Source organism: Stenotrophomonas nematodicola (assembly GCF_009467805.1).
GTDB classification, from domain to species: domain Bacteria; phylum Pseudomonadota; class Gammaproteobacteria; order Xanthomonadales; family Xanthomonadaceae; genus Stenotrophomonas; species Stenotrophomonas nematodicola.
In genome coordinates this window covers 14,743-39,861 of sequence record NZ_WIAY01000009.1, presented here as the reverse complement: position 1 = coordinate 39,861, position 25,119 = coordinate 14,743, and the positions used below count along the sequence as shown (strand labels likewise).

General features: G+C 69.7%; 18 protein-coding genes. 4 read left to right on the top strand and 14 right to left on the bottom strand.

The features are described 5' to 3' along the window. Positions 1–55 precede the first annotated feature (55 nt). Positions 56–1,144 (bottom strand): ribonuclease H-like domain-containing protein, encoded by a 1,089-nt coding sequence (locus GDJ08_RS18640; RefSeq protein WP_136005679.1) that lies wholly within the window; start codon positions 1,142–1,144, stop codon positions 56–58. Next, positions 1,141–3,621: a DEAD/DEAH box helicase gene (locus GDJ08_RS18635; RefSeq protein WP_136005676.1), complete on the bottom strand. Its 2,481-nt coding sequence runs from the start codon at positions 3,619–3,621 to the stop codon at positions 1,141–1,143. The genes GDJ08_RS18640 and GDJ08_RS18635 overlap by 4 nt, the downstream gene beginning before the upstream one ends. A 122-nt stretch (positions 3,622–3,743) precedes the next feature. Here GDJ08_RS18635 and GDJ08_RS18630 point away from each other — a divergent pair, with 122 nt between their 5' ends. Further along, positions 3,744–4,220: a hypothetical protein gene (locus GDJ08_RS18630; RefSeq protein ID WP_153165467.1), complete on the top strand. Its 477-nt coding sequence runs from the start codon at positions 3,744–3,746 to the stop codon at positions 4,218–4,220. Between the two features lie 21 nt (positions 4,221–4,241). On the opposite strand, the gene GDJ08_RS18625 is transcribed toward GDJ08_RS18630, so the two are convergent. From GDJ08_RS18625 to GDJ08_RS18580, 10 genes are read right to left on the bottom strand one after another with little or no spacing between them, the layout of a single operon-like run. After that, positions 4,242–4,544: a hypothetical protein gene (locus GDJ08_RS18625; RefSeq protein WP_136005672.1), complete on the bottom strand. Its 303-nt coding sequence runs from the start codon at positions 4,542–4,544 to the stop codon at positions 4,242–4,244. Positions 4,545–4,600: 56 nt separating this feature from the next. Continuing rightward, positions 4,601–6,430 carry a hypothetical protein gene (locus GDJ08_RS18620; protein WP_153165466.1) on the bottom strand — a complete coding sequence of 610 codons (1,830 nt, stop codon included), beginning with the start codon at positions 6,428–6,430 and terminating at the stop codon, positions 4,601–4,603. After that, positions 6,427–8,595 (bottom strand): hypothetical protein, encoded by a 2,169-nt coding sequence (locus GDJ08_RS18615; RefSeq protein WP_153165465.1) that lies wholly within the window; start codon positions 8,593–8,595, stop codon positions 6,427–6,429. Before GDJ08_RS18615 ends, GDJ08_RS18620 begins: the two co-directional genes overlap by 4 nt. Further along, positions 8,592–9,725 (bottom strand): BatA domain-containing protein, encoded by a 1,134-nt coding sequence (locus GDJ08_RS18610; protein WP_153165501.1) that lies wholly within the window; start codon positions 9,723–9,725, stop codon positions 8,592–8,594. The genes GDJ08_RS18615 and GDJ08_RS18610 overlap by 4 nt, the downstream gene beginning before the upstream one ends. A gap of 2 nt (positions 9,726–9,727) precedes the next feature. Then, a complete protein-coding gene (locus GDJ08_RS18605; RefSeq protein ID WP_153165464.1) occupies positions 9,728–10,624 on the bottom strand; it encodes a DUF58 domain-containing protein in 897 nt (298 codons plus the stop codon). Positions 10,625–10,632: 8 nt separating this feature from the next. Further along, positions 10,633–11,616: an AAA family ATPase gene (locus GDJ08_RS18600; RefSeq protein ID WP_017355468.1), complete on the bottom strand. Its 984-nt coding sequence runs from the start codon at positions 11,614–11,616 to the stop codon at positions 10,633–10,635. Positions 11,617–11,675: 59 nt separating this feature from the next. Next, positions 11,676–12,377, bottom strand: a complete 702-nt coding sequence (locus GDJ08_RS18595) for a DUF4159 domain-containing protein (protein WP_017355469.1) — start codon at positions 12,375–12,377, stop codon at positions 11,676–11,678. Between the two features lie 43 nt (positions 12,378–12,420). Beyond that, the gene (locus GDJ08_RS18590; protein ID WP_153165463.1) at positions 12,421–13,755 is read right to left on the bottom strand and encodes a TldD/PmbA family protein; all 1,335 of its coding nucleotides are present in this window, start codon (positions 13,753–13,755) and stop codon (positions 12,421–12,423) included. 21 nt (positions 13,756–13,776) lie between these two features. Then, complete coding sequence (locus tag GDJ08_RS18585; RefSeq protein WP_153165462.1) at positions 13,777–15,411, bottom strand: TldD/PmbA family protein; 1,635 nt, start codon at positions 15,409–15,411, stop codon at positions 13,777–13,779. 57 nt (positions 15,412–15,468) lie between these two features. Beyond that, positions 15,469–17,097: a TldD/PmbA family protein gene (locus GDJ08_RS18580; protein ID WP_017355472.1), complete on the bottom strand. Its 1,629-nt coding sequence runs from the start codon at positions 17,095–17,097 to the stop codon at positions 15,469–15,471. Positions 17,098–17,239: 142 nt separating this feature from the next. On the opposite strand from GDJ08_RS18580, the gene GDJ08_RS18575 reads away from it, so the two are divergent. Continuing rightward, positions 17,240–17,863 carry a DUF938 domain-containing protein gene (locus GDJ08_RS18575; RefSeq protein ID WP_153165461.1) on the top strand — a complete coding sequence of 208 codons (624 nt, stop codon included), beginning with the start codon at positions 17,240–17,242 and terminating at the stop codon, positions 17,861–17,863. Between the two features lie 256 nt (positions 17,864–18,119). Here GDJ08_RS18575 and GDJ08_RS18570 read toward each other — a convergent pair whose 3' ends face one another. After that, positions 18,120–21,812, bottom strand: a complete 3,693-nt coding sequence (locus GDJ08_RS18570) for an indolepyruvate ferredoxin oxidoreductase family protein (RefSeq protein WP_017355475.1) — start codon at positions 21,810–21,812, stop codon at positions 18,120–18,122. A gap of 158 nt (positions 21,813–21,970) precedes the next feature. Here GDJ08_RS18570 and GDJ08_RS18565 point away from each other — a divergent pair, with 158 nt between their 5' ends. Further along, positions 21,971–22,609, top strand: coding sequence for a hypothetical protein (locus tag GDJ08_RS18565; RefSeq protein ID WP_017355476.1), 639 nt, complete (start codon positions 21,971–21,973; stop codon positions 22,607–22,609). Between the two features lie 83 nt (positions 22,610–22,692). Next, entirely contained in the window at positions 22,693–23,607 is a 915-nt protein-coding gene (locus GDJ08_RS18560) for an AEC family transporter (protein ID WP_153165460.1), read from the top strand. Between the two features lie 11 nt (positions 23,608–23,618). Here GDJ08_RS18560 and GDJ08_RS18555 read toward each other — a convergent pair whose 3' ends face one another. Further along, on the bottom strand, positions 23,619–25,103 hold the full coding sequence (locus GDJ08_RS18555) for an AAA family ATPase (RefSeq protein ID WP_017355478.1): 1,485 nt from the start codon (positions 25,101–25,103) through the stop codon (positions 23,619–23,621). Between the last annotated feature and the right edge of the window lie 16 nt (positions 25,104–25,119).

Sequence of the window (25,119 nt, the reverse complement as noted above, 5' to 3'; positions counted from 1 at the left end):
GTACTCCTCCCACGGTAGGTACCGGCAGTGTCCGTGGGCGGGCCGTTACGCGGCGTCAACGCGGCCGCTGCGGGGGTTCAACGGCCTGCAGGGCCAGCGTTTCGCGCTCCTGCTGTTCCTCGGCCACCAGCCGCAGCATCAGCATCGACAGCGTCACCACATCCTGGTGGTTGTGGTCGGCCACCCGGCGCAGGTTCAGCGCGCTGCCCCCGCGCAGGTAGTTCAGCCATGCGGCCGGGGCCTCCGAACCGGGCAGGTCGTCCTCGCGCACGATCTGCAGCAGCTGGCGCTCGATGGTGGCCAGCCGGCAGTTCTCCCAGGTGCCACGGTAGCGGCGGCGGGTGGGGAACAGCAGATCCACATGGTCGTGCGCGCTGATCGGGTCACCGTGACGGGCCAGCCGGAAACGCGTCTTCAACAGCGGCGCGTCGTAGCAGCGGCCGTTGTAGCTGCAGAACACCAGGCCCGGCCGCAGCCACCCGGCAAACGTACGCAGCATCGCCGTTTCCGCGCCGAGGGTGGTGATCACCAGCTGGCGGATGCGCAGGCCGTCGCCCTGGTCGGGATGGGCGTACCAGTCGGCCGCGCCGATCATGAAGGCGCGGGTGCCGGTGCCGCCGGCCAGGCCGGTGGTTTCGGTATCGAAGAACAGCAGGTCCTGCGGCTGGACCTGCTCGCCCTCGCGCCTGGCAAACGCCAGCGAGAGCGGCTGGGTCGGCACGGGCTGCGGCAGGAACGATTCAATCAGGAACAGGCCCGGCGCGATCTCCTCACCGGGGACGTGGCGGTCCTGCGCGTTGGCGCGGGGCAGGGCGGCCGGCGCAGCGCCGCGTGCGCGCAGGCCGAGCAGGCGATGCAGGCTGCCAACCTCGGGCGTGCGCAGGGCGGGCGCGGGGGCTGCCACTACCGGGACCGGGGCCGCGTCACCGGTGGGCTTGTGACGGATCTCCTGTTCGACCCAGGCGAACACCGAGGCCGGTGCAGAGGGGCGCGCCTGCGCATCATTGGCAGCGGACGGGAGCGCGCCAGACGGCGCGTCGCGGGGGACCGGTCCACGGTCGGGACCTGCCGACGCCGCCGGCGCCGGGGTGGCGTCCCCGGCCTGCCGCCGCAACAGGCGCAGCTTGTCCAGGCTCAGGCTCACTGCGGCACCACCTCGGCGGCGGCGCGCTCGCGCTCGGCGGCGCTGGGCAGCGCATGCGCGTCGAACAGGTCCAGCACGTGCAGTGCCAGCGCCCTGGGTGTGGTGGCATCGTCTTCCTGGCCGGCCAGCACCGGTCCCACGCAGGCCGGGCACCCGGCTTTGCAGTCGCAGCGCTGCACCAGTTCTCGGGCGCGCTGCAGCAGTTCGGCCTGGCGCAGCCACAGCGGCTCACTCAAGCCGACGCCACCGGGGAAGTTGTCGTACAGGTAGACGGTGGGCACGAACTGCTGCTGCAACTCGATCGCGCTGGCATCGAACTCGGCACCGCGCAGCTGGCCGCGGCCGCTCTGGTCGGCCACCGCAAACCATGCACCGTCGCCATTGCCGACTGCCTTCTGCAGGTCGCGGGCATCGGCCATCACCGCCACGGTGGCGACGATATGCAGCGCATACGCCGCACCCAGGAAGCCGTCCAGCGCCTCCTGCTTGCTGTCGAAGGCGGTCAGCAGCAGCGCCTGCGGCAGCTGCCACCACACTGCGGTGGTGTGCAGTTCCTGGTCGGGCAGGTTGACCGGGCCGTAGCCGATGTTCTCGTGGGTGTAGTAACGGATCTTCTTGTAGCCGGCCACGCGGCGCACCACGTGAACTTCGCCGTGATGCGAGTCGCCGCGCCCGGCCTGGCAGCCGTCGAACCGGTCCAGCACCTTGAGCTTGGTGAAGTCGATGCTGTCGGTGTAGTAGTCCACGTGGGTGCGGGTGACGTAGGCCTTGCGGCCCTCCCAGTCCAGCCGCTCCACCTGGTACGGCGTGGACTGCACCATGTGGATGGCGCCTTCATACAGGGTGAGCGCGGCGGCGGAATAGTCCACCTCGGCGATGATCTGCTGCTTGCCGTCGCTGCGGTCGACCACCACGAAGTTGCCATCGGCCACCGAGCGCAGGCTCACCGCGTTGGCCGGGTAGCTGTCGGCGATCCACTCCCACCGATCGCCCTCGCGATGCACGACCTCTGTTTCGGCCAGTGCTTCAAGGAACACCAGCGGGTCGATCGGGCCGAACGGGTCGCCGGCCAGGAACGGCAGTTCGAAGGCGGCGCAGCGGATGTGGTCGAACAGGATCAGCGGCTGGTCCGGGGCAATGCGCGCATGTTCGGGCGAGGCATCGGCGAAGAAGTCCGGGTGCCGCACCACGTACTGGTCCAGCGGCTGCGAGCTGGCCACCATCACCCCCAGGGCGGGCTGCTGGCGGCGGCCGGCGCGGCCAAAGCGCTGCCAGGTGGCCGCGACGCTGCCCGGATAGCCATTGAGGATCACCACGTCCAGGCTGCCGATATCCACGCCCAGCTCCAGCGCCGAGGTGCTGACGATGCCGTCGATGGTGCCGGCGCGCATGGCGCGTTCGGTCTCCCGGCGCTCGGTGGGCAGGTAGCCGCCGCGATACGCGCGGATGCGCGCCGGCTTGCGCGGATCGTGGTCGAAGATGTCCTTGAGGTACTTGGTCAGCACTTCGACCATCAGCCGGCTCTGCGCGAAGATCAGCGTCTTCAGCCCGGACTTGATCGCGATGCGCGCGATGCGGTTGCTCTGCGAGCGCGCCGAGGCGCGCAGGCCGAGGTCGGCATTGACCACGGGCGGGTTCCACAGCAGCACGTGCTTGGGCCCGCTGGGCGCGCCGGATTCGGTGATGGCGGTGACCGGTGCTTCGATCAGCGCTTCGGCATGCGCCTGCGGGTTGCCGATGGTGGCCGAGCACAGGATGAACTGCGGCTCCACCCCGTAGAAGGCGCAGATACGCTTGAGCCGGCGCAGCACGTTGGTGACGTGGCTGCCGAACACGCCCCGGTAGGTGTGCACTTCATCGATCACCACATACCGCAGGTTCTCGAAGAACTGCGCCCACTTGGTGTGATGGGGCAGGATCGCCTGGTGCAGCATGTCCGGGTTGGACACCACGATGTCGCCGTGCAGGCGGATCGCCTGGCGTGCGTCGCCGGGGGTATCACCATCGAAGGTGAAGGCCTTGACCCCCAGGTCACCGGCGCGGTTGAGCTCCAGCAGTTCGGCCACCTGGTCCTGGGCCAGCGCTTTGGTGGGGAACAGGTACAGCGCCTTGGCCTTGCCCTGCATGGCCGCGCTGACCACCGGCAGGGTGTAGCACAGCGATTTGCCGCTGGCGGTGGGGGTGACGATGGCCACGTGCTCGCCGCGCTGGGTGGCCGCCCAGGCCTCGGCCTGGTGGCTGTAGAGCTGTTCGATGCCACGCGCCTTCAATGCGGCAGCCAGGGCGGCCGGCACATCGGCGGGAAGCGGCGCATAGCAGCCTTCGCGGCCGGGCAGGGTGAAGCTGCCGGTGATGCGGTCGGCATAGCGGCGCTGCAGCCGCGCGGTCAGCAGCGCGCCGTTGCGCGAGGGCAGGCCATCGGTGGTGGCGAGGCGGCGCTCGGCGTCCTCGGTGCGCTTGGCGAGTTCGTAAGCCATGAGTACAACGGTCTGCAAAGGACGCCATGAAACCACAGCCGTGTCTCATCGATTGAGACACGCGCGCAACGAAATCTGAAGGTCGCCTGCGTATCATCTGCCGACGCACGCAACGGACCAGGATGGTGAGTGTGGCAAGGGGGAGACATCGCATCACCGCAGTCGCCGGCATGATGCTGGCCGGCCTGGCACAGGCCCAGCACCCTTCCGCTCCGCCGCCGGAGACGGGCACGCCGCCGCCCGCGGCGCGCGGGGACGTGACCACACTGGGCGAAGTGCGTGCGCTCAAACCCGATGAGGACGTGCCGCTGGACCTGTACGGGTACCGGAGTCCGGTCCAGATCGAGCCCAACACCTTCAACCGCGCCTGGCGCGAGGCGCCGTCGCTGGAGCAGGTGGGCATGAGCGGCGGCTACGTGATGATGGGAATCTATTACGTCATCGGCAAAACCGCGCAGGGGCTGCACACCCTGACCCGCGCCCCGGACCCGATCCAGGCGGCCACCGCACGGCCGTCGCCGGCGCTTGACGAGGCGCAGCAGCGCCGTGCGCTGCTGCTGTGCGCGCAGGACGGCTGCGGCGCGCCACCGGGCGGGTGACCGCCGCCGCAGGCCGGGTGCTCAGTAGCGCCTGGCGCCCCTGACGGCGTCGTCCATCGATTCCTGGATGCGCCGGATGTCGTTCTGCGCCGCTTCCACGTACTTTTCCACGCAGCGGAAATGTTCCTTGACGTCGCTCTGGTAGCGGCTCAGCTCGGACGGGCTGTTGCCCGTGGCCCTGCGCGGCGGCTGGCAGCGCGGTTCGGGGTAGCGGCTGGCGGTCATGTTGCTGGGGCCGATCACCGCTGCCCCGGCCGTGCCGGCGTTCAACACCGCTGCACCGGCTGCCAGCGTCATGGCCATCATCGTTGCAACTCGCGACATGCATGATCCTCCCTGTGGAGACGCAGTATAGGCATGTGCGACAGCGCGCACGTCGATCAGGCCGTCGCTGCCCGCGGGCGCCGTCTCTCCAGCCACCAGAGCAGGCCACTCACCAGCACGAACGCCAGCAGCCACGGCCAGCGCGGGCCTGGCACCGCGTGGGTGGTGGCTGTGGCGCGGTCGGCGCGGCGCACGCGCACGGCGTTGGCCTCGCGCAGTTGCTGGCGGTACAGCGCCTGCGCGCCAGCTGGGTCGAAAACGTACACGGCCTGCGTTGTATCGCCGTGGCGCAACTGGTGCCACCCCGGCTGCTGCGGCCAGTAGCCGGCGCAGGCATCGGTGCCGCTGGATGGATCGATGACCAGGGCGGTGTCGCTGCCGTCCGGCGCACGGACCTGCGTGGGTCCCTGCAGATTGCACAGCGCGAGGCGCTCGCCGGCCCAGGGCGTGGCGCTGCCGGGACGGACCGTGGCGGTGGCCGGCAGCGCGCGTGCCAGCGTGGTCAGCATGCCGCTCCACAGCTCGGCATGCCGGTCATCGCGGCCGGCCAGCACCAGCCGATAGGTGTCGGTAACCGGCAGCAGCGCCAGCCGGCCCTGGCCGATGCCGCGCCAGCCACCGATGGCCGCGCCCTTCGCGTCGTGCAGCAGCGCGCTGGCATCGGCTGTGCGCAGGGTGAACTGTTCCAGTACAGGAGCAGCGGCACTGCGTGATGCGGCGTCGGCCTCGTCGGCATGGACGGTAGATTGACCTGACGGGCGTGGCGGCCCGCGCCGCGCCTGCAGCAGTGCCGGGTCGGGATCGGCCGGCAGGGTCAACGGCAGGGTCTGGCTGCTGCCGGTGACGGCCAAGCCCCAGTTGCGCAGGGTCTGGCGGGCGCCGTCGGGAAGCGGCCCGGAGGTACGCACCAGCACCCCCAGTCCGTTGCGCAGTGCCTGCTGCACAGCGCCGCGCTGCGCGCCATCGAGGGCGGCCAGGCTGCGTTCGTCGAGGATCAGGACATCGGTGGCGGCCAGGCGCGCGGCGCTGAGCGCGACCGGGCCGTCGCCGAGCAGGACCCCCCCTCCCGCGCTGGCCTGCGTCTGGACCGCCAGGCCGGTGTCGGTGGCCCAACGGCGCAGGTACTTGAGTTCCGGCCCCGGCGCGCCGGCGACGATCACCACACGTGGCACGGGCTGGGCGATGGTCTGCAGCGGGACGACGATGCTGTCCACCGCGTGCTGATCGGCGTCGAGCAGGCGCAGACGGAACTCGCTGCGGCCGCTGGCGCGGGCCACGCCCTGCAGCTGCACGCGGCCGTCGTCGCCGATGCGGGCGCGATCGACCACCCTGCCGGCCGGGTCCAGCAGCTCGGCGCTTGCCGTGGCCACGCCCTGCGCACGCGCGCGCAGGACAAACACCGCGCCAGGGGCGGCAGCGGAAGGCGGCTGCAGCGCCACCCATCCGACCGGCGGTGGGGAGGCACGCGCGCTCACCTGTGCCGGCAGCGGCGTATCGCGGTCACGTGCGGACAGGCCATCGCCGATCACGCGCAGCGACCGCGTACCCGGATGCTGTCGCAGCGCGGTGGCGAGATCGGGCGCGGGGCGGCTGTCGGCATGGGCCGGTGCCTCGGGCAGGGCGATCACGGTGTCGCCGGGGGAGCGCGTCCAGCGCACGGTGTCGGCGGCGGCGGTGAGCACGGTCAGCTGGCCGGCGGGTGCGCTGGTCTGCGGAGGCACCAGGCACCGGAACAGCAGCACGCCACTGGCTGCCTGCAGCACGAGCAGGCACAGCAGTCGCCCTGCGCTGCGACGTGGACCCTGCCGCTGGTGCCAGAGCAGGCGTGCGCTGCCGAGCAGCACGATGACGGCCAGTGCGACGGCAATCCAGCGGGCATCGCTCATCGGACGTTCTCCAGGGCATCCAGCCAGGTCTGGCCCATCCGATCCGGCGCGGTGCGTCGCGAGACCTGCGGCGGCGGCCGCAGCAGCGCCCGCCACAGTTGGGCGCGCAGCGTAGTCCGGCACTCGCTGCATTCCGGTGCCATGCGCAGCGCTTCGATGGCCGCCGCCAGGCTGAGCGGATCGGACAGCCGCGTCTCATTGGCGCGCAGCCAGCCGCTCACCGCATCCAGGTCCGGTGCGCCGTCGGTGTCGGCCAGCTGCTGCCAGACCGCGACGATGGCCGGATCGGGGGCGGGCACGGCCTGCAACGGCAGGGTGCGGTTGCCGAGGTCGGTGCGGTCGCCGCCGAGGCGGCGGCTCTCATCGATCGGCGGCAGTTCCGGCCCGACCCGCGCCAGGTAGATGCGCTCGGCCTGCTGCACCTGTTTAATGAAGGCCAGCGCCTTGTAGGCGTACGGCAGCGCCGCGTCGGGACGGCCCTGGCGCAGCTCGCCCTCGGAGGACCACATCTGGTCGAGTGCGGCCTTCAGCGTGGCGCGGGTCTGCGGATCGAGCAGCGTGGCGGCTTCGGCGTGGTCGTGGGTGTGGCCGTACTCGGACAGCACATCGGTGGCGCTGCCGAATACCGGCGGGCCGCCCGCCGTCGCGCCGCTGTGGTCGTGGTCGTCGTGGCCGGCCTGCGCGTGGCCGGCCGCGTCGGCCGTGTCGTGATCGTGCTCCTGGTCCTGCGTCGCAGGAGCGTCGCTGGTCGGCAGGGCATCGCTGGTCGGCGGCGGCTTCGCTGCGCCTTCGCTTTCCTCCCCCAGGAACTGGCCATAGCGCAGGCGCAGGATGCGCTGGTCCACGCCGATCGCATCGGCGCGCCGGACGAACTCCCCGGGCGGCAACTGCCCGCGCAACCGGATCAGCGCTTCGGCATCGATGATGATCTGGCGCTGGCTGCGGAAATAGGCTGGCAGGGTCTTCTTGACCATGCCTTCCAGGTCGGCGGTCTGTATCTGCTCGGTGCTGGGCAGGCGCAGGATCACGCTGGTGCTCTGGCCGGTCTGGGCGATGGGCGCGCGGTTGTCGCGCACCTGCAGCTGCGCGATCACATCATTGCCCGGCGCCGCGCCGAGTGCGGCCAGATCGAGCGTGCGCGCGAAGCGGCGCTGGGTGGCGGGCCCGCTGCCGGTCAGGGGGATGCGCTGCTCGCGGAAAGTGATGTTCTCGCCACTGCCCTGGGCGAGGGTCACCTTGAGCTCGGCAGTGGCGGCGACGCCGTAGTCGTCGCTCGCCTCGAACTGCAGGGCCCACTGGCGTTGGCCGGGTGCGCCGAGCACCAGACTGCGGTCCGGGGCGATCACGCGCACGCCCGGCGCACGGTCGGGCACTACGTCGAGGCGGTACAGCCGGTTGTCGTGCAGTGTCGGCGTGGTGACCACGCGGTACAGCCGCGGCCGTGAAGCAGTGGATTGCGTGGTCCATGTGTCGCCGTGGCGCTGCAGCGGCAGGCGCTGGCCGTCGTGGAACTGGAGTGCCGCGCTTGTCGGCGGTGCGGAGAAGCGCAACGCCCACTGCAGCTGGCTGCCCTGGGCGACCTTCGCATCCAGCACGGCCTGCACGCGCACGGGCTGACCGGTGTAGGCCGGTGCGCGGATCTGCAGTCGGGTGGACTGCAGCTGCGGCGGCGGCGCCTGGGTACTGTTCGCAACCGGCCCAGGGCCCGGTGCAACGGCGGTGTCACGGCTGCGCGGCCACCCCAACGCCAGGGCGATCACCAGCAGCGCGCCGATCCAGGCCGGCCACAGCGCGCGCGCGGGCCAGCGCGGACGCAGGTCCGGCGGGGCGGACTGCAGCGCCGTGGCGACATGCTGGCGCTGGCGCTGCTGCAGGGGGTTGAGGGTGTCGGGCGCAGCGAACAGCAGGTCGGCACTGTCCTGCGCGACGGGATGCCGGTCGAGCTGCCGGACCAGCCAGCGACGGTCCAGCCGCCGCGCGCGCCAGGTGGCGATGCCTGTTGTTGCCAGCAGGGCCAGCAGCAGCACCACCGCGGCCGGGTTGAAGCCGGCCACGCGCAGGGCGAGCGCGGTGGCGGCCACGGCGAGCGGCAGGCCGATCAGCGCGCTGCTCCACCACCGGCGCCGGCGTGCACGCTGCCAGGCCTGCTGCACGCGCGCGCTCATGCGCCGGCCTCGCGGCGCGGCGCGGTGGCCAGGGCGCGTTCCAGCGCGAACAGCAGCACGATCAACGCCAGCAGCCACGGGACGGGATCGCGCGGGGGCGCACGCGGCGCGGGCGCGCCGGTCAGCGGTACCTGCGTCGCGGCCACGGCGAGCTGCGGCGCCGCCGGGGGCGCGAGCACGGAGAGCAGGCGACGTGGCAGATCGGCCTCGCGCAACGCGGGCAACGCGCTGGGCGACATCGCCCCCGTGAAGCGCAGCAGCCTGCCCCGCTCGACCGCGCGCTGCTGGAGCAGCGGTCTGCCCTCGGCATCGCGCAGGGCGGTCGACCAGCCTTCCCCGTGTGCGGCGCCCGGCGTGGCGAGCAGTACCGTGCCGCCCTGCCGCACCCACGCCTGCCAGCGCTCCGGCAGCGCGGCGGGCGACAGCCATACCCCGATCTGACCCACGTCGGGCGCGCTGTCCGCGGCGAGCGGTGCCGCGAGCGCCTGCCCGTTCCACGCGCGTTGCAGGGCCTCCAGCACCGGTACGCTACCCGCGTCGGCCGGGTGGCCGCCGGGCTGCAGCGTGGGCAGGCGTGGCCGTGCGTCGTCTGCGCGGGGGGGCGGTGCCGGCACTGGCTGCCAACGTACGCTGCGCGACAGACGCGGGCGTTGCGCATCCAGGCCGGGCAGCGGATCGGGCACGTAGACGGTGAGCGGCGTGCCGGCCGGCAGCAGCTGGTCCAGTTCACGCAGCAGGCTGGCCAGCGGTTGAGGCGCGGCCGGGGCGGCGGCGTGCAGCGGTGGGAAGCCCGGCGCCAGCCAGCGCCAGTCGCCGGCCGTGTCCGTGCCGCGCAGCGCGGCACCCTCCAGGCCGGGCGCGACCGCGGTGACCGCGTGGGTGTCGGCGGCGGTACCGTGCAGCAGCGGACGGGCCAGCAGCAGTGCCAGGACAGCCAGCAGCAGCAGGCGCACCAGCAGCAGCGGCCATTCATCGAACCGGATGCGCTGGCGCGGGCGCGCTTTGGCACGCAGCCAGCGCAGGGCGGCGAACGACAGCGGGGCGTACTGATGGCGCCGCGCCAGGTGGATCAGCAGCGGCACCAGCAGCGCGGCCAGCGCCAGCAACCCGAGCGGGAACAGCAGAGTCAGGCTCATGCAGCACTGCCCGGTGCGAACAGTGTGCGCAGGGGTACATCCAGCGGCTGGTCCAGGTACCCCGTTGCCGTGACGATGCCCGCCGCCTGAAGGCGCGCGTGCAGCGCGCGCTGCGCCGCCGCGAACCGGGCCAGATAGCCCTCGCGGATCGCACGGCCGTCGCCGAGCAGTTCCTCGCCGGTTTCCGGGTCGTGGAAACGATGGCCGTCGGTGAACGGGAAATCACGCTCTTCGGCGCTGAGCAGCTGGAGATGCAGTACTTCGCGCCGCGCCGCCGCCAGCCGCTCCAGCAGCGCGACGCCGGCGTCATCGAACCCGTCGCCCAGGGCGATCAGCATGTCCCCGGCCTGCACGCGTTCCCACACCGGGCGCAGCACCGTGGCGGCCGGCCAGCCACCGTGTGCATGCAGCTGGCGCAGCAGCAGGTGCACGCGGTCGCGCTGGCGCGGTCCGCTGCCGGCCGGCACCAGCCGCACACCGTCGCCACCCACGGCAATCAGGCCGAACCGGTCGCCCTGCTGCAGCGCCAGCTCCACCAGACAGGCCGCAGTGGCGCAGGCGTGGTCCAGCCGCGACCAGTCCGGACGCGCGCGGTCGGCCTGTGTGGCCGACGCGCTGGCATCCACCAGTACCCACACCGTGACCGGGCTCTCGCGCTCGGATTCGCGCACGAAAAAACGGTCCGAGCGGGCGTACAGCTTCCAGTCGATCTGGCGCAGCGCGTCGCCCGGCTCGTAGGCCCGATACTGGGCGAACTCCAGACCGGCCCCGCGACTGCGGCTGGCGTGCTGGCCGATCGCGTGCGTACCGCGCGCACGGCGAGGCAGCAGGCGCAGCGTCTTCAGACGGCTGCGCACATCGGCGGGCAGGAGGATCGGCGCGTGCGGCGTCACGGCAGCGCTCAGGCCGGGAACGGCACGGCCTGCAGCAGCGCGTGGATCACATCGTCGGCGCTTTTCTGTTCGGCCTCGGCGGCAAAGGAGAGCAGCAGGCGATGACGCATCACCGGCCCCACCAGCGCCTGCACATCCTCACGGGTGGCGGCAAAGCGACCCTGCAGCAGCGCCCGGGCCTTGGCGGCGAGCACCAGCGACTGCCCGGCGCGCGGGCCGGCCCCCCACTTGATCCAGTGGTTGACCGCGTCCGGCGCACCGCTACCGGGCCGGCTGGCCCGCACCACGCGGGTGATCCAGGTCAGCACATCGTCGCTGACATGCACCTGGCGGACGGCAGCCTGCAGCGCCAGCACGTCCTCGGCATGCATCACCTGCGGCACCGTGCCGGCCGCACTGCCGGTGGTCTGCAGCAGGATGTCGCGTTCTTCCTGCTCGGTGGGGTAGTCCACCCGGACATGCAGCAGGAAGCGGTCCAGCTGCGCTTCGGGCAGCGGGTACGTCCCCGCCTGCTCGATCGGGTTCTGCGTGGCCAGCACGAAGAACGGCGCCGGCAGCATGTAGGTGGTGCCGGCGTAGCTGACCGTGCGTTCCTGCATCGCTTCCAGCAGCGCGGCCTGGGTCTTGGGCGGGGTGCGGTTGAGCTCGTCGGCGAGCAGCAGGTGGGTGAAGATCGGTCCCTTCTGGAAACGGAAGTGACGGTGGCCGGTGCCGTGGTCTTCTTCCAGCAGCTCCGTGCCCAGGATGTCGCTGGGCATCAGGTCGGGGGTGAACTGCACGCGGCGGAACTGCAGTTCCAGCGCTTGCCCGAGCGAGCGCACCAGCAGTGTCTTGCCCAGTCCCGGCGCGCCTTCGAGCAGGCAGTGGCCGCCGGCCAGCAGGCCGATCAGCAACTGCTCCACCACCGCATGCTGGCCCACCACCGCCTGGCCAAGCGCCTCGCGCAGCTGGTGTAGTTTCGGCAGGAGGGTGTCGATGTCGGCGGTGGTCATGGCGGAACCTGTAGGAAGGAGGCGTGGCGCAGAGGCTGGGTGGGCCGTTGGCGGGAGGATCAACTGTTGAGCGCGTACATGACGATGTTGACCGCGAAACGGGTGTTGTCTTCGGCGAGGAAGCGCTTGTTGCGCCAGTCATAATCCCACTCGCAGCCATAGTCCTTGTTGCTGTAGAGCACGCCCAGCCGGCCGTCGATCTCGATGCCCTTGAGGTAGTCGTGGACCAGGTCGTCGCCCCAGCCGTTGAGCTCGAAACCGGTCGCCGGCGGCCCGTCCGGAAAACGGAAGAAGCTGCGGTACAGCGCATGCGTGTTGGGCAGCTTCTTCAGCGCGCGGGGGCCGAACAATGCAGCCATCTGCGCTTCGAACGAGGTGGCGAACAGGCCGTCGATATCGTGGTTGCAGTCATCCACGAAAACGAAGCCGCCGTTGCGCACGTAGCGCACGAAGTTCTGTCGCTCGGCCGCGTTGAACTCGACCAGCTTGTGCCCGGCCAGGTAGCAGAACGGGGCCTGCAGCATGCGGGGGTCGGCGAGCGCGATCACGTGCTCCTGCGGGTCCACGCGCAGCGAGGTGTAGTCGATCAGCGAGGTGATCACGTTGGACGGCATGCGCGCATCCACGTCCCAGTCGCCGGAGTCGTACTTGAGCCGGGTGAACCAGAAATCGTAGCGGCCGGCCTGCGCGCCGGCCCACGACGGCAGCGCCGCAAGCGCGGCGCCGCCCAGCAGTGCCCGCAGAAACTGCGCGCGGTTCATCGCCGCGCGCCGCTCCGCCACCCTCGGGGACGACAGGGCTGCATCAGACCGCGTCGGACAGCGAGGTGAAGGTGAAATCGCGCAGCTTCATCGGCGGGATCATCATCACCAGGCTGGACTCGTCGCCAGCCACGCGCACCGGCTTGCCGAGCTCTTCGATGTTGTTGAGCATGATCACCGGCGATTCGTTGAAGCGGAAGTTCTTGACCGGGTACTTGATCTGTCCGTTCTCGATGTAGAACGTGCCATCGCGGGTGAGGCCGGTCAGCAGCACAGTCTGCGGATCGACCATGCGGATGTACCAGGTCCGGGTCACCAGAATGCCCTTCTGGGTGCCGCGCACCAGCTCGGCGGTGCTCTTGTCGCCACCGGCCATCAGCAGGTTGCCCGCCCGCGCGTTGGCGGTCTTGCCCTGCTTCTGCGCCCAGTACCGCGAGTAGTTCAGGTTGGCGATGCGGCCGTTCTCGACGATGGCCAGCTTCTGGCGCGGCTGGCCTTCGCCATCCCACGGCAGCACCGGAGCCTCGGGATTCCACGGGTCGGCGCTGAAGTTCACGCGCGGATCGTAGACCTGCTCGCCCAGCTTGTTGCCGCCGCCCTTCCTGGACAGGAAGCTGCGGCCTTCATCAGCCGCGCGCGCGTCGAAGAAGTTCATCATGAAGCTGATCAGGCCCGCGGCGGCGGCCGGCTCCAGGATCACGGTGTACTTGCCCGGCTCCAGCGCTTTGGCTTCTGCCGAGTCGGTGGCCTTGCGCATGGCGATGCGGATGTCCTGGTCGGCCTTGAAGTCGGCGGCGTCCTTCAGGTTGCGGCCGACCCAGCCCGAGCCGCGGCCGTCTTCGGTGCGCACGGTGCAGGTGTAGTCGAAATTGGTGCTGCGCTGGTAACCGAAGTTGCCGTTGCTGTTGGCAGTGGCGTAGAAGCTCTGCCCGTCTTCCAGGAAGCCGGCGGCGATCAGCCCGTTGCCGCGGCACGGTGCGATCGAATCGGCGGCAACCTTGGCGCGGAACGCCGGGTCGATGGCGGCGGTGGAGGCGCTGAACGTGGGGCTGGCGGTGTAGGTCTGCCTGCCGATGGCGGGCATGAACTCCGGATTCTCCGGTGCCAGACGCGCCAGGTCTTCGGCACGACGGACCACGCGTTCCAGCGCGGCATCGTCGAACTCGTTGATCGAGGCGGTGCCCACGCGCTTGCCGAAGGCCACGGTGACGGCCAGTTCGGTGTTGTCGACGATGCCGCTGGTGGACACGTTGTTGAGCGCGAAACGGATGTTGCCATCGATCGAGCCGGCCAGGACGGCCGTGCATTCGTCGGCCTTGGACAGCGCGATGACCTTGTCGAGGATGGCCTTGGCCTGGGCTTCGGTGAAGATACTCATTGCGATTGGGCTCCTGACCGGTCAGCCGAGGCTGCGTGCGGTGTTGATGACGTTGATGCCGTTGAAGCGCGCGGTGGACGAGCCGTGCGAGACCGCCGAGACCTGGCCCGGCTGGCCCTTGCCGTCGAAGAACGAGCCGCCGAGGCGGTAGTCACGCTCATCGGCCACGGCGCTGCAGGCGTTCCAGAACTCCGGTGTGCGGATCTGGTAAGCCACGTCCTCGAGCATGCGGGTGATCCTGCCGTTCTTGATCTCATAGAACAGCTGGCCGCCGAACTGCGCGTTGTAGCGCTGCTGGTCGATCGAGAACGAACCGTCGCCGATGATGTAGATGCCATTCTCGACGTCCTTGATCATGTCGCTCACGCTCAGCGGCGTCTTGCCGGGGGCCATCGAGACATTGGCCATGCGCTGGAACTGCACGCTGGACCAGGAATCGGCATAGCAGCAACCGTCGGACTCGGTCTTGCCGAGAACATGGGCCTGGTCGCGGATGGTCTGGTAGTCCACCAGCCTGCCGTTGCTGATCAGGTCCCAGCGCTTGGTCTTGACGCCTTCATCGTCGTAGGCGACCGCGCCGAGGCTGCCCGGCTGGGTCTTGTCGGCGAAGATGTTCACTTTGTCGCTGCCGTACTGGAACTGCTGCTCGCGCTTGTCCAGGGTGGCGAAGCTGGTGCCGGCATAGTTGGCCTCGTAGCCCAGCACGCGGTCCAGCTCGAGCGGATGGCCGATCGATTCGTGGATGGTGAGCCAGGTGTGCGAGGGGTCCAGGATCAGGTCGTACTTGCCCGGCTTCACCGACGGCGCCTTGAGCTTCTCCTGGGCCTGCTTGGCCGCGGCGATGGCGTCCTCCCGCATGTCGTAGGACGTGCTGTAGTTGACCACTCCGTTGGGGGTCGGCACCTTGCCCGCCGCCGCGCCATCGAGATACTCGTAGCCCATGCCCATCGGCGAGGACAGGCCTTCGCGGGTGCGGAACTTGCCGCTTGCCTTGTCGATGGCGGTGATCGTCATCGGCGCCCAGATGCGGTGCACGTCCTGGTCGATGTAGGAACCGTCGGTGGAGGCGAAGTACTTCTGCTCGTTGACCAGGAACAGCATCGAGTTGACGAAGCTGGCGCCGGCGCCCATCGCGGCGGCATTGACGTCCAGCAGCAGCTCCACCTTCTCCTTGATCGGCACGTCCATCGCATTCTTGCGGATCGGCGTGCGCCAGGAGACCTCGCCCACCCCCGCCGCGGCGGCCAACTGCACCGGTGCGGTCTGCACTGCCGCGTTGGCCTTGGCGATGGCGGCGGCCTGCTGTGCGGCGCGCGCCACGTCGCCCGGCCCGAGCTGGTTGGTGGCGGCAAAGCCCCATGCCCCGTTGACGATCACGCGGATGCCCACACCGGTGGACTCGGTGTTGACCACGTTCTGCACCTTGTCCTCGCGGGTGATCACGAACTGGCGCAGGTAGCGGCCGATGCGCACATCGCAGTAGGTGGCGCCGGCCTGGCGCGCGGCAGCCAGCGCCGCATCGGCCAGGCGCTTCTTCAGCGCAGGGTCCAGCGTGCTGTGCAGGTGTTCGGCGGCAATGACCTTGCCGAAGAAGGACGGCACGATCAGGCCGCCTGCGGTAAGCCCGGTCAGGGCGAGGAAGTCACGTCTTTGCAAGGCGGCGCTCCACGTCAGGGTGGTGTGGCAGGGAAACGAACGGCGGGCGCGGCGGGCTCATCCCAGGCTGCGCGCGGTATTGATGATGTTCACCCCGTTGAAGCGGGTGGTCGACGAGCCGTGCGAGACCGCCGAGACCTGGCCCGGCTGGCCCTTGCCGTCGAAGAACGAGCCACCGAAGCGGAAGTCGCGTTCATCGCAGATCGCGCTGCACGCGTTCCAGAACTCCGGCGTACGGATCTGGTAGGCCGCATCCTCGACCATGCCGGCGATCTGGCCGTTCCGGATCTGGTAGTAGAGCTGGCCGCCGAACTGCGCGTTGTAGCGCTGCTGGTCGATCGAATACGAGCCGCGGCCGTGGATGTAGATGCCGTTCTCCACGTCCTTGATCATGTCGGCCACGCTGAGCGGCGTCCTGCCCGGCGCCAGCGACACGTTGGCCATGCGCTGGAACTGCACGCTGGACCAGGAATCGGCGTAGCTGCAGCCGTGCGAGGCGGTTTCGCCCAGCAGGTGCACTTCATCGCGCGTGGCCTGGTAGTTGACCAGGATGCCGTCCTTGACCAGGTCCCAGCGCCGGGTCTTGACCCCTTCATCGTCGTAGCCCACCGCGCCCAGGCTGCCCGGCGCGGTTTTGTCGGCATGGAAGTTGACAATGTCGCTGCCCCAGCGGAAGCCCGCCTCGCGCTTGTCCAGCGTGGCGAAGCTGGTGCCGGCGTAGTTGGCTTCGTAGCCGAGCACGCGGTCCAGTTCCAGCGGGTGGCCGACATTCTCGTGGATGGTCAGGAACAGGTTGGACGGGTCCAGCACCAGGTCGTACTTGCCTGGCTTGACCGACGGTGCCTTGAGCTTCTCGCGCGCCTGACGGGCGGCGGCCACTGCATCCTCGATCGGATCGTAGGAATCGCGGTAGGCGGTGACGCCGCCTGGCAGCGCGATCTTGCCGCTGGCGTCGCCATCGAGAAACTCGTAGCCCATGCCCATCGGCGAGGACAGCCCCGCGCGGGTGCGGAATTTGCCGGTGGCCTTGTCGATGGCGGTGGCGGTGAACGGCAGCCAGATCCGGTGCACGTCCTGGTCGATGAACGAGCCGTCGCTGGAGGCGAAGTACTTCTGCTCGTTGACCAGGAACAATGTGGAATTGATGAAATCGGCGCCGGCGTCGAGGGCGGCGGCATTGACCGCCAGCAGCATCTCGACCTTGTCCTGGATCGGTACCGCCATTGCGTTCCTGCGGATCGGCGTCTTCCAGCTGACCTCGCCAACACCGGTTACCGGCGCCAGCTGTACCGGACGGGTCTGGATGCCGGCGTTGGCGCGCGCGATGGCGGCGGCCTGCCCAACCGTGGCCAGCACCGCCGCCGGCGTGCGCTGGTGGGTGGCCGCAAAGCCCCAGGCGCCGTTGACGATCACCCGGATGCCGATGCCGGCCGATTCGCTGTTGGTGACGTTCTGGACGGTGCGCTCGCGGGTGATCACCGCCTGGTTGAGGTAGCGCCCGATACGTACGTCGCAGTAGGTGGCGCCGGCGCGTTTGGCCGCGCCCAGCGCCGCCTCGGCCAGCACCCTGTTGCGGACGGGGTCGCCGGGCTCGAGCAGTTGCTCGGCGGCAATCAGCCGACCGTGCGGCAGTACCAGGCCAGCCAGGCCCATTCCAGACAGCGCAAGAAACTCACGGCGTTGCACAGCGATCCATCCCCCGACGGTGCGATCGGCATCAGACCGGTCGCAGTGGACAAGTTCTTGACTTTCGATGGCGGCGGGCAGTGGCACAAGTGACTGCGGTCATGGTTGGATGGCGGTCATCCGAATTCATCTTGAGCCTGCCATGAGCCAACAGCGTTGGTCCGACGCCTGCGAGCGCAACCGCGAGCCGATCCTGACAGCCCTGCGCCGGTACCTGCAGGACCGCCACCGCGTCCTGGAGATCGGCAGCGGTACCGGCCAGCATGCGGCGCACTTCGCCGCGCAGCTGCCGCACCTGCACTGGCAGGCCAGCGACCACCCGGACCATCTGCCCGGCATTGCCGAGCGCCTGGCCGAGGCCGCCCTGCCCAATGCTCCGCCCCCGTGGCCGTTGCAGGCCGTGCTGTCGCCCGTGCCTGGCCTGGCACCGCTGCCGGAAGCACCGTTGGGCTTCGATGCGGTGTTCAGCGCCAACACCCTGCATATCATGAGCTGGGCGCACGTGGAGGCGTTGTTCGCCGGACTGCCGGCGGTGATGGCCGACGACGCGCTGCTGTGCATCTACGGGCCGTTCAACCAGGGCGGCCAGTACAGCAGCGACAGCAACCGGGTATTCGATGCCTGGCTGAAGCAGCGCGACCCCGCGGCGGGCATCCGCGATGCCGACGCGGTGGACGCACTGGCCGCCGCCCAGGGCCTGCGGCTGATCGACGACGTGGCCATGCCGGCCAACAACCGCCTGCGGGTATGGCACCGCTTTGCGTAACCGCGCGCGCAGCGCGCCGGCATCGAAACCCGCGCGCTGCGCCCGTAGAGCCGGGCTCTGCCCGGCTGCCTTCCGTTCCGGCATCGAAAACCCCGCGCGCTGCGCGCGAAGCCGACTAGAAGTCGGCTCTACGTCGGCGGCCACCCACCGCGCACGACGCCCGTAGAGCCGGGCTCTGCCCGGCTGCCTTCCGTTCCGGCATCGAAACCCCCCGCGCTGCGCGCGATAGCCGACCAACGGTCGGCTCCATCTGCCGTCAGGCCACCTGCACGATGTGCAGTGCCCGCGGGTTGCGCCACTGCGCCAGCAACGTGGCTTCGCGGGCCTTGGCCGCGTGCAGGTGCGCTTCCTTGACGTGCCCGTAGCCGCGGATGTGCTCGGGGATGCTGGCGATCTCCACCGCCAGCGCCACACGGTCGTCGCTCAGGCCATCCAGCAGCAGCGCCACGGTCTGCTCGTAGTCGGCGATCAGCTGACGCTCGCCACGGCGTTCCGCGGTACGGCCGAAGACATCGAAGGTGCCCCCGCGCAGGAACTTCAGCTTGGCCAGCAGCCCGAACGCCTTGAGCATCCACGGCCCGTATTCCTGCTTGATCAGCCGGCCCTGGTCGTCCTTCTTTGCAAACAGCGGCGGCGCCAGATGGAAGCGCACTTCAAACTCGCCCTCGAACTGCTGTTGCAACCGGCGCTGGAACTCGCCGCTGGTGTACAGGCGCGCCACTTCGTACTCGTCCTTGTAGGCCATCAGCTTGAAGTAGTAGCGCGCCACGGTCTCGGTCAGGGCGGTGCTGCCGGCCTTGTCCCACTCCACCGCGCGCACCTTCTCCACCAGCGCGCGGTAGCGTGCGGCGTAGGCGCTGTCCTGGTAGTCGGTCAGGAACCGCACGCGACGCTCGATCAGCTCATCCAGCGAGCGCGACAGGCGCTCGTCGTCCAGGGGCAGGAACGCCACATCGGCGCTGCCGCCGTGGCCGGGCAGGCCGCGCAGCTCGCGCTCGTCGCCGGTGTTGCGCGGCGCGGCGTTGGCGCCCCACTCGTTGCCTTCCCATTCGCCCGGCGGCAGGTCGTGCAGCGGTCCCGGTGTGCGCTCGGCATCGGTGTGGCCGTTGCGCACCAGCCCGGCGGCCTGTTGCACCGCCTGCGGGTCCACCGCCGCCAGACGGCCCCAGGCGAAGGCCTGGGTGTTCATCTCGATGGCGGCGCCGTTGAGTTCCACCGCGCGCATCAGCGCCTCGAACGAGATCGGCACCAGCCCCTGCTGCCAGGCAAAGCCAAGGATGAACAGGTTGGCGGCGATGGCATCGCCGAGCAGCGCCGTGGCCAGCTGGGTGGCATCGAGCAGCAGCGGCTCGCGCCCTCCGAGCGCCACGCGGATACCGGCGATGATGTCGGCGGCGGGGAACTGCATGTCCGGCCGCGTGGTGAAGGTGCCCGGCATCGCCTCATAGGTGTTGAGGACCACCTGCGAGCGCTCGGCACGCACCTTGGACAGCGCCCAGTAGTCGTTGACCACCACCATGTCGCAGCCCACCACCAGGTCGGCTTCACCGGCGGCGATGCGCACGGCATGGATGTCCTCGGGGGTGCGGGCAATACGGATGTGGGTGGTGACCGCGCCGCCCTTCTGGGCCAGGCCGGTCTGGTCAAGCACACTGGCGCCCTTGCCTTCCAGGTGGCCGGCCATGCCCAGCAGCGCGCCGATGGTGACCACGCCGGTGCCACCGACGCCGGTGATCAGGATGTTCCAGGGCTGTTCCAGCGTGGTACGGAAGGTCGGTGCGGGCAGGTTGGCGAGCAGGTCGCTGCGCTGGCTGCGCGCGCCCTTGCGCGGCCTGCCACCGTGCACGGTGACAAAGCTCGGACAGAAACCGGTGGTGCAGCTGTAGTCCTTGTTGCAGTTGGACTGGTCGATGTCGCGCTTGCGCCCGAACTCGGTTTCCTTGGGCAGCACCGACACGCAGAAGCTCTTCTTGCCGCAGTCGCCGCAGCCTTCGCACACCAGCGAATTGACCACCACGCGCTTGGGCGGATCGACCAGCTTGCCACGCTTGCGGCGGCGGCGCTTCTCGGTGGCGCAGGTCTGTTCGTAGATCAGGATGCTGGTGCCCTTCACCTGCCGCAGCTGCTTCTGCACCGCGTCCAGCTCGGCGCGGTCGTGGAACTCCACGCCCTCGGGGAACAGCTCGCGCTTGTTCCATTTGCCGATCTCGTCGCTGACCAGCACGATCGTCTGCACGCCTTCGGCCCGCATCTGATGGGCGATCTGCGGCACGCTCAGGGTGCCGTCCACCGGCTGGCCGCCGGTCATCGCCACCGCATCGTTGTAGAGGATCTTGTAGGTGATGTTGACGCCGGCGGCGATGGCCTGGCGGATCGCCAGCGAGCCGCTGTGGAAGTAGGTGCCGTCACCGAGGTTCTGGAACACATGCTCGGTGTCGGTGAACGCCGCCTGCCCGGCCCACGTCACGCCTTCGCCGCCCATGTGGGTGAAGGTGTCGGTGCTGCGGTCCATCCACGTCACCATGTAATGGCACCCGATCCCGCCCAGCGCACGCGACCCTTCCGGTACACGGGTGGAGGTGTTGTGCGGGCAGCCGGAGCAGTAGTGCGGCACGCGCGGGAAGCTGGCACGCGGCAGCGCGAGCTCGGCTTCCTTGTCATCCATCCAGCGCAGGCGCTGTTCGATGGATTCATTGGTGAAGAAACGCTGGATGCGGCGGCCGATCACTCCGGCGATGGTGGCTGGCGTGAGCTCGTTGGTGGACGGCAGGATCCACGCGCCCTGCTCGTCGTACTTGCCGACGATGGACGGGCGCGGGCCCGCGCTGGCCGGCCAGTTGTAGAACTGTTCCTTCATCTGCCGCTCGATGAAGGCACGCTTCTCCTCCACCACCACGATGTCTTCCAGCCCTTCGGCGAAGCGTGCGATGCCCACCGGTTCCAGCGGCCAGGTCATGCCCACCTTGTACACGCGGATGCCGATGTCGGCGCAGGCCTGTTCGTCCAGTCCCAGGTATTCCAGCGCCTGCAGCACGTCCAGGTAGCTCTTGCCGGTGGTGACGATGCCCAGCCGCGCGCGCGGCGAGTCCATCACGATGCGGTCGATGCCGTTGGCGCGTGCGAATGCCTGGGCCGCCTTCACCGCGTACCGGTGCAGGCGCATTTCCTGGTCCAGCGGCGGGTCGGGCCAGCGGATGTTGAGGCCGCCGGCGGGCATGTCGAAGTCCTCCGGCAGCACGATGCGGCGCGCGAACGGATCAACCTGCACCGAGGCCGAGGATTCCACCGTTTCGGCGATGGTCTTGAAGCCGATCCAGCGCCCGGTGTAACGGCTCATCGCCCAGCCGAGCAGGCCCATGTCGAGGATGTCCTGCACGCCGGCCGGGTTCAGCACCGGCATCATCGCGCTGACGAACTCGTCCTCGCTGCCGTGCGGCAGGGTCGAGCTGCGGCAGGCATGGTCATCGGCGGCCAGCGCCAGCACGCCACCCAACGGCGAGGTGCCGGCGGCATTGGCGTGCTTGAACACGTCGCCGCAGCGGTCCACGCCGGGGCCCTTGCCGTACCACATGCCGTACACGCCCTGGACGTTGGCGCCGGGGAACAGGTTGGTCTGCTGGGTACCCCAGACCATCGTCGCGCCCAGGTCCTCGTTGAGGCCGGGGGTGAACTTCACCCGCGCCGCCTCCAGGTGCTGCCGTGCGCGCCACAGTTCCAGGTCGAAGCCGCCCAGCGGGCTGCCGCGGTAGCCGCTGATGAAGCCGGCGGTATCCAGCCCGGCCGCCTCGTCGCGCAGCCGCTGCATCAACGGCAGGCGCACCAGCGCCTGCACCCCGCTCAGGTAGATGCGGCCATCGGTACGGGTGTACTTGTGGTCCAGCGTGTAGCCAGTGTCCAGGCCGGGCTGGTTGGCGGAGGACGGCGAGGTGAGTTCGGCGGTACTGGTCATGGCTGGCCCGGGGAAGTCGGCTGGCACGGCCGCGCACGCGCGGCCGGAAAGGCGCGGATTGTAACAGTGGGCCTGTCCAGGCCCGGGACTCGCGCCGGAGCGCTCGCTGAGGTTAGGATCGGGATGGGAGGTTGTTGTGACAACCTGGGGGAGTTTGAATGGCAGTTGCAAGACAGATGCTGGCCGGGCTGTGCCTGGCCGTGGGGGCTTCGGTATTCAACGCAGCGGCGCAGCCGTTGCCGGCACTGCAGGAGTTCTACTTCGACAGCGACAGCGCGGCCGCACCGATGGTGGTGGTGGAAGGGCAGGGCAGCACCCTGGTCGACCAGCTGATGCGGCAGCGCGAACGCGGGCGCAAAGCCCTGGAGGCGACGGTGCAGCTGGCCGGCGTGGCAATGGGCCAGGGCCGCACCGATCTCGGTCGCACCCTGTACCAGGAGGCGTTGGGCAACGCGGCCGCCAGTTCGGTGCCGGGGCGTTCGGTCCGCTGGAACTACGGTTGGGATCTGTTCCGGCTCGGTGAGGTCGAACCGGCGCTGGCACAGTGGTCGGCAGCCCATGCCGGGCTGCGCGGCAACCCGTCGTGGGCGCCGCCGACCTATGCGCTGGCGCTGTGGACACTGGGTCGCAAGGACGAGGCGGTGCAGTGGTACGCCGCCGCGGTGCGCACCGAGCCGCAGCTGTGGAGCAGCAACGCGCGCTTTGCCGAGCTGCTGCCTGACTGGCGCGACAGCGAGCGTGCGGTGCTGGTGGAGATCCAGCAGGCGTGGGCGGCCAAACCGCCGGCCTGGCCGTAAGCCGAGGCCGGTGCGCCGTGGCGCACCGGTCCTACGACCATTGTCGGGGCTGAATACGCGGGTACATCGGCTAGGCTGCGCCGATGGCTTTCGATGCATTCGCCCTGATCCTGACCATGCTCGGCCTGGGCATGGCGTTCTCGCGCCTGCGCGCGTTGCCGGACAACACGGCCGATGCGCTCAACCGCATCGTGCTGTACGTGTGCCTGCCCGCAGCGGTGCTGATCTACGTGCCGCGCCTGCGGCTCGACGCCAGCCTGGTGGGGCTGATGGCCACGCCGTGGCTGCTGATGCTGGCCACCTGGGCGCTGGTGTCGTTGGCCACACGGGTGTTCGGCTTTGCCCGCGACGTGCACGCGGTGCTGCTGATCTGCGTGGCGCTGGCCAACTCCAGTTTCATCGGCTATCCGATGGTGCGTGCCCTGCTGGGCGACGCCGCGTTGCCGTATGCGGTGGTCTATGACCAGTTCGGCACGTTCGTGCTGCTCTCCACTTTCGGCCTGTACGTGATCGCGCGCTACAGCGGCGACCGGCCGCCCACGGCAGCGCAGGTGCTGCTGCGGATCGTCCGCTTCCCGCCGTTGTGGGCCCTGGTGTTCGCCCTGGTGCTGATGCCGGCGCAGCCGCCGGCGTGGATCGGCACCGGCCTCAAGCAACTGGCCGATGCGATGCTGCCGCTGGTGATGCTGGCGGTGGGGTTCTCGATCCAGCTGCGGCTGTCGCAGGCCGAACTCGCGCCGCTGGGGATCGGCCTGCTGCTCAAGCTGGTGGTCATGCCTGCGCTGGCGTTGCCGATCGCCTGGGCGTTCGGCCTGCAGGGCGCGATGCTGCAGGTCAGCGTGCTCGAATCGGCGATGCCGACCATGATCACCGCCGCCGCACTGGCGATCGAGCATCGGCTGGCGCCCCGCCTGGCGGCGGCGATGGTGGGTTATGGCATCGTGCTGTCGCTGGCGACCCTGCCGGCGTGGCTAGGGGTGCTGCGGGCGCTGCACTAGCCCGTGCCGTACTACCCGTCGGCGTTGACGGTGCGGCCCCTGGCCCAGTCGCGCAGGGCGCTGACCTGCTCGGCCATCAGCACCGACAATGGGCGGCTGCCGCGGATCTCGCCCATCAGCAGGTCGGTGTCCAGGCGGCGCTCTTCGGCGTGCGCGGCATACAGGCCGGCGACGATCGCCTGCTCGATCTCCGCGCCGGAGAACCCCTCGGCGGCGGCGGCCAACGCCGGCAGCGCGAAATCGTCGGCGTTGAGCTGGCGTCGCCCCAGGTGCAGGCGCAGCAGCTCCACCCGCGTGTTGGCATCTGGCAGGTCGACGAAGAAAATCTCGTCGAAGCGGCCCTTGCGCAGCAGCTCGGCCGGCAGTTCATGCACCTGGTTGGCGGTGGCCACGATGAACACCGTGGCCGTGCGCTCGGCCAGCCAGGTCAGCAGATGGCCCAGCACCCGTCGCGACACGCCGCCGTCCTCGCCACCGCTGGCCAGGCCCTTCTCGATCTCGTCGATCCACAGCACGCAGGGCGCCAGCTGCTCGGCCGAGGCCAGCGCGTCGCGCAGGTTCTTCTCGGTTTCGCCGTGGTACTTGTCGTACAGGCTGCCAACGTCCAGGCGCAGCAGCGGCACGCCGAAGCCGGCCGCCGTGGCCTTGGCCAGCATCGATTTGCCGCAGCCCTGCACGCCGAGCAGCAGCATGCCCTTGGGCGGGTCCAGCCCGGCCGGGCCGGTGCCGCCGAGGAACACCGGGCGGCGCTGGTTGACCCAGCGCTTGAGCCGGTTGGCCCCGGCCACATCGGCAAAGCGGGTGGTGTCGTACTCGTAGTGCAGGTGTCCGGCGCGGTTGAGCAGATCGAACTTCAACCGCGCCAGCTGCGGCAGGTCGTCCTGGCTGAGCGCGCCATCGGCGAAGATCAGCTGCCGGGCGATGCGCCGGGCATCGACCATGCTCAGCCCGCGCAGGTTGTGCAGGATCTTCTTGACCGCCTCGTTGTCCACCTCGACGCGGCGGCCGCCGTTCTCGCGGGCATACGCCTCGGCTTCCTCGCGCAGCATCTTCAGCAGGGCGTTGAGGTCGGGCAGGCGCGGATTGAAGCGGGTCGCCAGCGCTTCCAGCTCGGCCGGCAGCTCCACCTTGGCCCCGATCAGCACCAGCACATGGGCCTGGCAGTTGCGCCGCTGGATCAGGTCGCGCAACGCGCGCTGGTGGCTGGCATAGCCCAGGTAGGGATGGAAATCGAGCAGCAGGTAGATGCCGCGTTGTTCGGCCTGGCGGATCATCTGCAGCGCCGCGCTGGCATCGGGCGGTCCGACCGGGTCGTCCTCGCGGTCCATGTCGATGCGGCGCAGGCCCTCGGTGATCGACCAGCGGTGCAGCGCACGCCAGACGTGCATCAGGGTCTGCCGGAACAGCTCCACGATGCGACCCTCGTCCTGGGTCTCGATGATGATCAACGGGGTGTTGGCGCGGATCAGCGCGCTGAGGTCCTGTAACTCGCTCATGCCGGGGTGCAGTCCA